At 40.1% G+C, this 6,427-nt stretch carries 4 protein-coding genes; all 4 read left to right on the forward strand.

Annotation, left to right across the window (positions count from 1 at the left end):
• Positions 1-104 precede the first annotated feature (104 nt).
• The 4 genes from V7K45_RS19585 (at position 105) to V7K45_RS19600 (ending at position 6,202) form a co-directional block, all read left to right on the forward strand.
• A complete protein-coding gene (locus tag V7K45_RS19585) occupies positions 105-1,736 on the forward strand; it encodes a DUF6930 domain-containing protein (protein ID WP_335006286.1) in 1,632 nt (543 codons plus the stop codon).
• 2,041 nt (positions 1,737-3,777) lie between these two features.
• Positions 3,778-3,954 (forward strand): CopG family transcriptional regulator, encoded by a 177-nt coding sequence (locus V7K45_RS19590; protein ID WP_292857258.1) that lies wholly within the window; start codon positions 3,778-3,780, stop codon positions 3,952-3,954.
• A gap of 276 nt (positions 3,955-4,230) precedes the next feature.
• A complete protein-coding gene (gene zds / locus V7K45_RS19595; protein ID WP_335006288.1) occupies positions 4,231-5,670 on the forward strand; it encodes a 9,9'-di-cis-zeta-carotene desaturase in 1,440 nt (479 codons plus the stop codon).
• A gap of 88 nt (positions 5,671-5,758) precedes the next feature.
• Positions 5,759-6,202, forward strand: coding sequence for an SRPBCC family protein (locus V7K45_RS19600; protein WP_292786899.1), 444 nt, complete (start codon positions 5,759-5,761; stop codon positions 6,200-6,202).
• The last annotated feature ends 225 nt before the right edge of the window (positions 6,203-6,427 follow it).

Raw genomic sequence — 6,427 nt, forward strand, 5'->3', positions numbered from 1 at the left:
ACGGCAGCAACAGAAGCAACCACCCTTCAGGTGCAGCCATAAAAATTTAATCTGAGGCTAGCTAGCCCCCAAAGTTTACTTCCAAATTGCTTCTTTTGATCTCTATGACAAGTTTTAATCGCTCTACCAGTCGTCGGTTGAAGAAATTAACTCAAATTCCTTCTGTATGGGAGGGCGATCGCCGTCCGTTGTCATCACCAAACCATCTGTCAGACTCAGAGGCAAAGGGAGAATGCATTCTTTGGGTAGATTACTCCCAAGGTGTTGTTCGGGGAATGGATGTGGTAGCTTCCGATACCGGCCCAGAAGCAATAGTTCGCACCTTAATGCAAGCAATGGAGCATCCCCAAAGTCCGGCAAGACCTGCTAGACCCCAAAGAATTGTAGTCAAAGACCGCGAGATCCAATTTTACCTGCGGGGAGTGCTGCAAGATTTGGATATCGCCATTGACTATGCACCAGAACTGCCTTTAATTGACGAACTATTTCGTGGATTCGCCGACATCCTCGATAGTCAAACCCCCGACTTACCTCCACAGTATGCACAAATCTTGCGAGAGAAAGCATTTGCAATTTGGCAAGCAGCACCTTGGGAATTTTTGGAAGAACAGCAAATTTTGTCAATCGAGATTAATAAGTGGGATGTTGGCACACTCTACGCCTCAGTTATGGGAATGCTGGGAATGGAGTATGGGATTTTGTTTTATCGCTCAGAAGAGTCTTTAAAACAATTTCGCGCCGCAGTTTTAACGGATGAAGAATCAACAGAGCATTTAGAAGAAGCGTTCCTTAAGCAAGATTGCTTGTTTCTCACTTTTGAGAGCGTTGACGAAACTGATGAAGATGAGGATGAAGAAGATGATTTGGCGGATCTGCCATTATCAGAAATTGACCCCACTTTTGGTAATATCCACCCCTTAGAAGGACTACGGTCTGTTTTGTATGACGAAGAAGCATTGGTAATCTTGGTTGCGATCGAAAGCCTGAGCCGCTTTATTCGCGATCACCGTCGCCAACTTCATGAGGATATCTTCCCTACTCTGGTCCGTCGCTATCGCATTTCTCTACCGCAGTCGGAAGAATCAACTAAATCAGTGCCTGTAACAGTCTCTACCATGCCGCAGTTAGCAGCAGAATTAGAAGAAATGGCAGGCTTTGGTATTGATGACGAGGAGATTAACAACCTTGATTTCCAATCATTGCGAGATGATTTGATACCAGAAGATTCCTTCCTCAGCTTAGGTGTAGTGTCTTGGGAAATGTTGGATTCTCTGCGAAAAGGGGTCAGCTACCACCAGGCTAGTGAAATCAAACAAGTGGGTGATGGTTTGCCGGTGATTTTAATTCAAACCTCCCGGCCCAAGGCGAAGACTGTAATTGAAAGAATTGAAGCAGCAGGCGGATTGAGAGCAATTTGCTTTAATCCAGGTGCCGATCCCTTTGATGGCGATCGCTACGACCTGGGTTTATTGCAAACTCAAAATGGCGAATTGTTCCTATTCGGTGAATTTTTAGATGAAGATCCGATTCATGTCGAAGCCCGAAAAAAATGGAATCAGCGGTGTAAAAATACTAAGGGCTACTGTGGCTTAATCATTGCCAAAGGACTAACGGGAGCCTCCCGTGGCAATCCGCAGTTACGAGATATGATGGCTTTGTTTGAAGGGCGATCGCTTTCACCTAAAGATTTAGGTATTGGCACTCTCCAACTTATGCCCCAACTTAAATTTGAGTAATTGCATGAATTGCCGCAATCCTCAATCTCAAATTATCGGTATGAGAAATTAAGTTGATGTCTATTTGATTGATTAAAACTGCATTTGAGAGGGAAAAAGGGGAAGGCTTTGCCTTTTAACGTTTAGCTCTCTTCTCTTTATCAATGGAGTGTTGATTCACCAGTGCTGAGTATGTCTTACCCCATAGCAAAACGTGGGGATGGAAGTAAGGGCGTATCATTGACAGCAGATTTCAAGGAAAGTGAGTTACACAAGCTAAGTCTGTTACCCAGATATAAAGCGTGTTTGACTCCTTAATTCAGAATTCTGAATTAAGGAGTCAAAGTTTCAGGGAAGTAAACAGGACTTAAGATTTTCACTTTTGTACATATCCCAATACAGCTCAGAATAAGCAACAAAACCCAGATTTAGAGAGGCGATTTATCGCGTCTTGAAAGACCTATTGTCTACACCAATAACCCTTAATTAAACCCTATTGGTATATAACCCATTCCTGGTAGGCAGTCTTTTAGGTAGAAGTAGAGTGTTTCCAGTTCCGTTCAGTCTTCACGATCTGCGTACCTATCAGCGTGCGGCACTTTGTAATGAATATTCATGTATATGTCAATACGAATACGCGACCAATCTAGAGAAGCTAACTTTACCTAAATTTCATGAAGTCCCTGTATTTTCATAGTTTTCTAGTTATTTTATCTCAACTAACTAAGTATAAATAACTACATCTAAATAAAGACTTATCTACAAAGACTGCTTAAATCAAACCTAACTGATGCACTGAGATATTGGAATCTTTTTTTAACAAGCTTTTAATTTTAGCCTTCTGTTATATATCAATATCATTAAGCAAAAGTTCAGATAATATGTTTTTCTTTGTAATTTTTTTATAAAGGCTAAAAAATAGCTTTGCTAGTATCTAAATGAAGATTATTTAAAGTGCGTAAATAATAGCTATAATAAACACACTACCGGAAAAATTTAAATATACGATTCTTTTTATGGGTATACTTACCAGATAAAAATAGTTGTGATAAAAAATTTATTGGCAGTAATTTATATCTTGGCTTAGATATGAGGTAAATGTCTTATGTAAAACTTATAATGCCCTACTTTGCTAAAAACGATTTATATAACATCCAGATAGATGAAGACGAAAAATTGTAAAAATATTGCTGCTTTCAAAGTAAGCTATATCGCTAGGAAGAAGATAAAAAAGATGCAATACTTTATTGCCTTCTGACGATAATTGATTCTAAAACTATGAAACAAAACTAAAATATTATTATCGACAACAGTCAAATAACATCACATATATTATGGATAAATTAGTCTGTGTGAAATTACAGATGTTGCTGTCAAAAATTACCAAGAATCTTGGCAATTTACACTCAGTAGACTGAGCTTTATCCTTTTTTTTATGGCTACTATATTGGCAGTGAAAAGCAACCAGCTTGATCGAAATCAGCCAAAATTCATAACAGTTCAAGTAGCTCTTAAGTTCTTGGTTACAGTCTGGTTAGATATAGGTGTTTGTTTTAAGGCGATCGCTTATTTGCCTACTTTCTAAGTCACTATTAACGCTTTATACACACCGCTCTAACCCGCCTGTAAACAAGCATTTAAGCATGATAATGATTCTGAAGCTTTATTTTTTGGTGTTCTAGCAGATATTCTCTCCAAGCGAGTTTGGCGAACTCAGTTAAGAGAGAAGGTCAAATGCTTTCAATGGAGAATAACTTTGGAAATCTTCATTGAGTCAATAGCAGGTGTCTCGAATTCCTTTATAAAATTTCATCGTCAGGCTTTACTCATGCTGTTAGTAGGGTTATTATCCTCAAAAGCAACGATGTGCTATTTATGCTGTCACAATAGTAACAAATAAAGTGTAGCATTTTGATTTTTTTAGAAAATGATCGATCCTTTGACAAAACAAACATTCTTAATATTAATGGTATTACTTGTTTCGTGAGACAAACTCTGATAACCTTATCGGTTCCCTCTTTAATTTAGACTCTTTCGACCATCTAAATATACAGCAGATAGCATGATAATGACAAATAAAAAATGGGCAGTTAAACGCATAACAGTTAATCTCGCAACGCAGGAAGCGGAAAAACTAGAAAAATATTGCCAACAAACAGGTAGACCTGCAACTGATGTGATTCGCGAACTGATTAGAAGTTTGCCTGTCTCCGACGACAGTAAAGATGCAAACAACTAAGAAGTGACTTTCATAACTTATCCAGAAAACTGCTTTGCCACCAAAAAAATATCTCTGATACCTTTGAGAGTCCGCTGTTATGGACAAAAGTTTGTCTAGATGATACAGACGCGTTTTTATCGCGTCTGGTCATTTACTGGGACTAAAAGAAGTAATCAAAAAGTTTTTAGTATCGATATTGGCAAGCATTAATATGCTGCTAGAGTTGATATTAAGTAGCAAATTCCGACACCAACCCAGTTACAATCTGTAAAGAAACTGAAAAGGAACGACGGAATGCGTGTTGCAATCGTAGGTGCGGGACTGGCTGGGCTAGCAACCGCAGTGGATCTAGCTGATGCTGGTTGTGAAATAGAGATTTTTGAATCTCGTCCGTTTGTCGGCGGTAAAGTTGGCAGTTGGATTGATGGAGATGGCAACCATCTAGAAATGGGGTTGCATGTATTTTTCGGGTGCTACTACCAACTATTTGACTTAATGAAAAAAGTGGGGGTGTTAGAAAACTTACGCCTCAAGGAACATACCCACACTTTTATCAATAAAGGGGGGCGCACTGGTGCTTTAGATTTTCGTTTTATTACAGGTGCGCCTTTCAATGGGTTAAAGGCATTTTTCACTACTTCCCAACTATCATTGCAGGATAAATTGCAAAATGCGATCGCTTTGGGTACTAGTCCGATAGTTCGCGGATTGGTAGACTTTAATGGGGCGATGAAAACTATCCGCAATTTAGATAAAGTGAGCTTTGCCGATTGGTTTCGCAGTCATGGTGGGAGTAATGGCAGCATCAAGCGGATGTGGAACCCCATTGCCTACGCATTGGGATTTATTGATTGCGAAAATATGTCTGCCCGTTGTATGTTAACCATATTCCAGTTATTTGCAGTTAGAACTGAAGCTTCAGTTTTGCGAATGCTAGAAGGTTCTCCATCTGAATATTTACACAAGCCGATTCTGGAATATCTGGAAGCTAGAGGCACCAAAATTTACACGCGCCGACAAGTTCGGGAAATTCAGTTTGCTGAGTCAGGTGAACAAACCCGTGTTACTGGTATAGTAGTTGCCCAAGGTGATGCAGTAGAAACGATCGCTGCTGATGCTTACGTTTTTGCCTGTGATGTCCCAGGAATTCAACGCATCCTACCCCAGGAGTGGCGTAAGTGGTCAGAATTTGACAATATTTACAAACTGGATGCAGTGCCAGTGGCTACAGTCCAGTTACGCTTTGATGGTTGGGTGACAGAACTGAACGATGGAGAAGAACGCAAACAGCTAAACCATGCGGCTGGAATCGATAATTTACTTTATACAGCCGATGCCGACTTTTCTTGTTTTGCCGATTTAGCGTTGACTAGCCCTGCTGATTATTATCGCCCAGGACAGGGATCTTTGTTACAGCTAGTGCTGACACCGGGAGATCCGTTTATAGCCCAAAGTAATGAAGCGATCGCACAACATGTTCTTAAGCAAGTCCATGAACTGTTTCCCTCTTCACGGGAGCTAAATATGACTTGGTACAGTGTTGTAAAGCTTGCTCAGTCTCTCTACCGAGAAGCGCCAGGGATGGATGCGTACCGTCCTAACCAAAAAACACCAGTAGATAATTTCTTCCTTGCAGGCAGTTATACTCAGCAAGACTACATCGACAGCATGGAAGGTGCTACTATTTCTGGACGGCGGGCGGCAAAAGTGATTTTGGAGAGTTTAAAGAAATAACGTAGACACGCAGTGGCTTGCCGCAGGCTACTCCAAAGAGTGCAAAGAACGCGATCGCAAAGCATCTCGTAGAGAAGGAAAAAGAGAAATGCCAGACTGGTTAGAGCATACTGTGCAGGTAGAAGTAGAGGCTCCCATAGATTTAGTATGGAGCCTCTGGTCTGATTTAGAGCAAATGCCCCGGTGGATGAAGTGGATTGATTCGGTGAAAATTCCGCCAGATAATCCAGATATATCTCTTTGGAAATTAAAAACTGGCAGTTTAGAATTTAATTGGCAATCCCGAATTCTCAAAGTTATTCCTAATCAAATTATCCAATGGGAATCGGTTGATGGTTTGCCGAATCAGGGAGCGATTCGCTTTTACGATCGCCACAATAGTAGCATTGTGAAAATGACTATTTCCTATGCTATTCCCGGCATTCTTGGCAAAATTATGGATAATTTGTTTTTGGGGCGGATAGTTGAATCGACAATTCAAGCTGATTTGGAAAGGTTTAAAGAATACGCGCTGAATGTTAAAGCTAATTAATGATAGATAGCAAAAACAGGTAGTAGGAAACCACGCGATCGTTTAGATGGTGCAGACTGCGATCTGATTTGAGAAATTGTATGATTTTTTAGTGATGCGCCATGATGTGAGAGTCTGAGTAGGCTGTTGACTTTAGACATCTCCAAAATAGTATTATTCTGTGATAAAAGAAGATTAAAGAGTTATTTTTACACAGAAGCATGAGCAATATACTGAATTACATTG

It is taken from the genome of Nostoc sp. (genome assembly GCF_036917375.1).
Taxonomy (GTDB): Bacteria; Cyanobacteriota; Cyanobacteriia; order Cyanobacteriales; family Nostocaceae; genus Nostoc.

Bases quoted from the DNA above. Each gene is read 5' to 3' on its own strand.
- V7K45_RS19585 (WP_335006286.1), top strand. From the start codon at position 105: ATGACAAGTTTTAATCGCTCTACCAGTCGTCGGTTGAAGAAATTAACT.
- V7K45_RS19590 (WP_292857258.1), top strand. From the start codon at position 3,778: ATGATAATGACAAATAAAAAATGGGCAGTTAAACGCATAACAGTTAAT.
- V7K45_RS19600 (WP_292786899.1), top strand. From the start codon at position 5,759: ATGCCAGACTGGTTAGAGCATACTGTGCAGGTAGAAGTAGAGGCTCCC.
- zds (WP_335006288.1), top strand. From the start codon at position 4,231: ATGCGTGTTGCAATCGTAGGTGCGGGACTGGCTGGGCTAGCAACCGCA.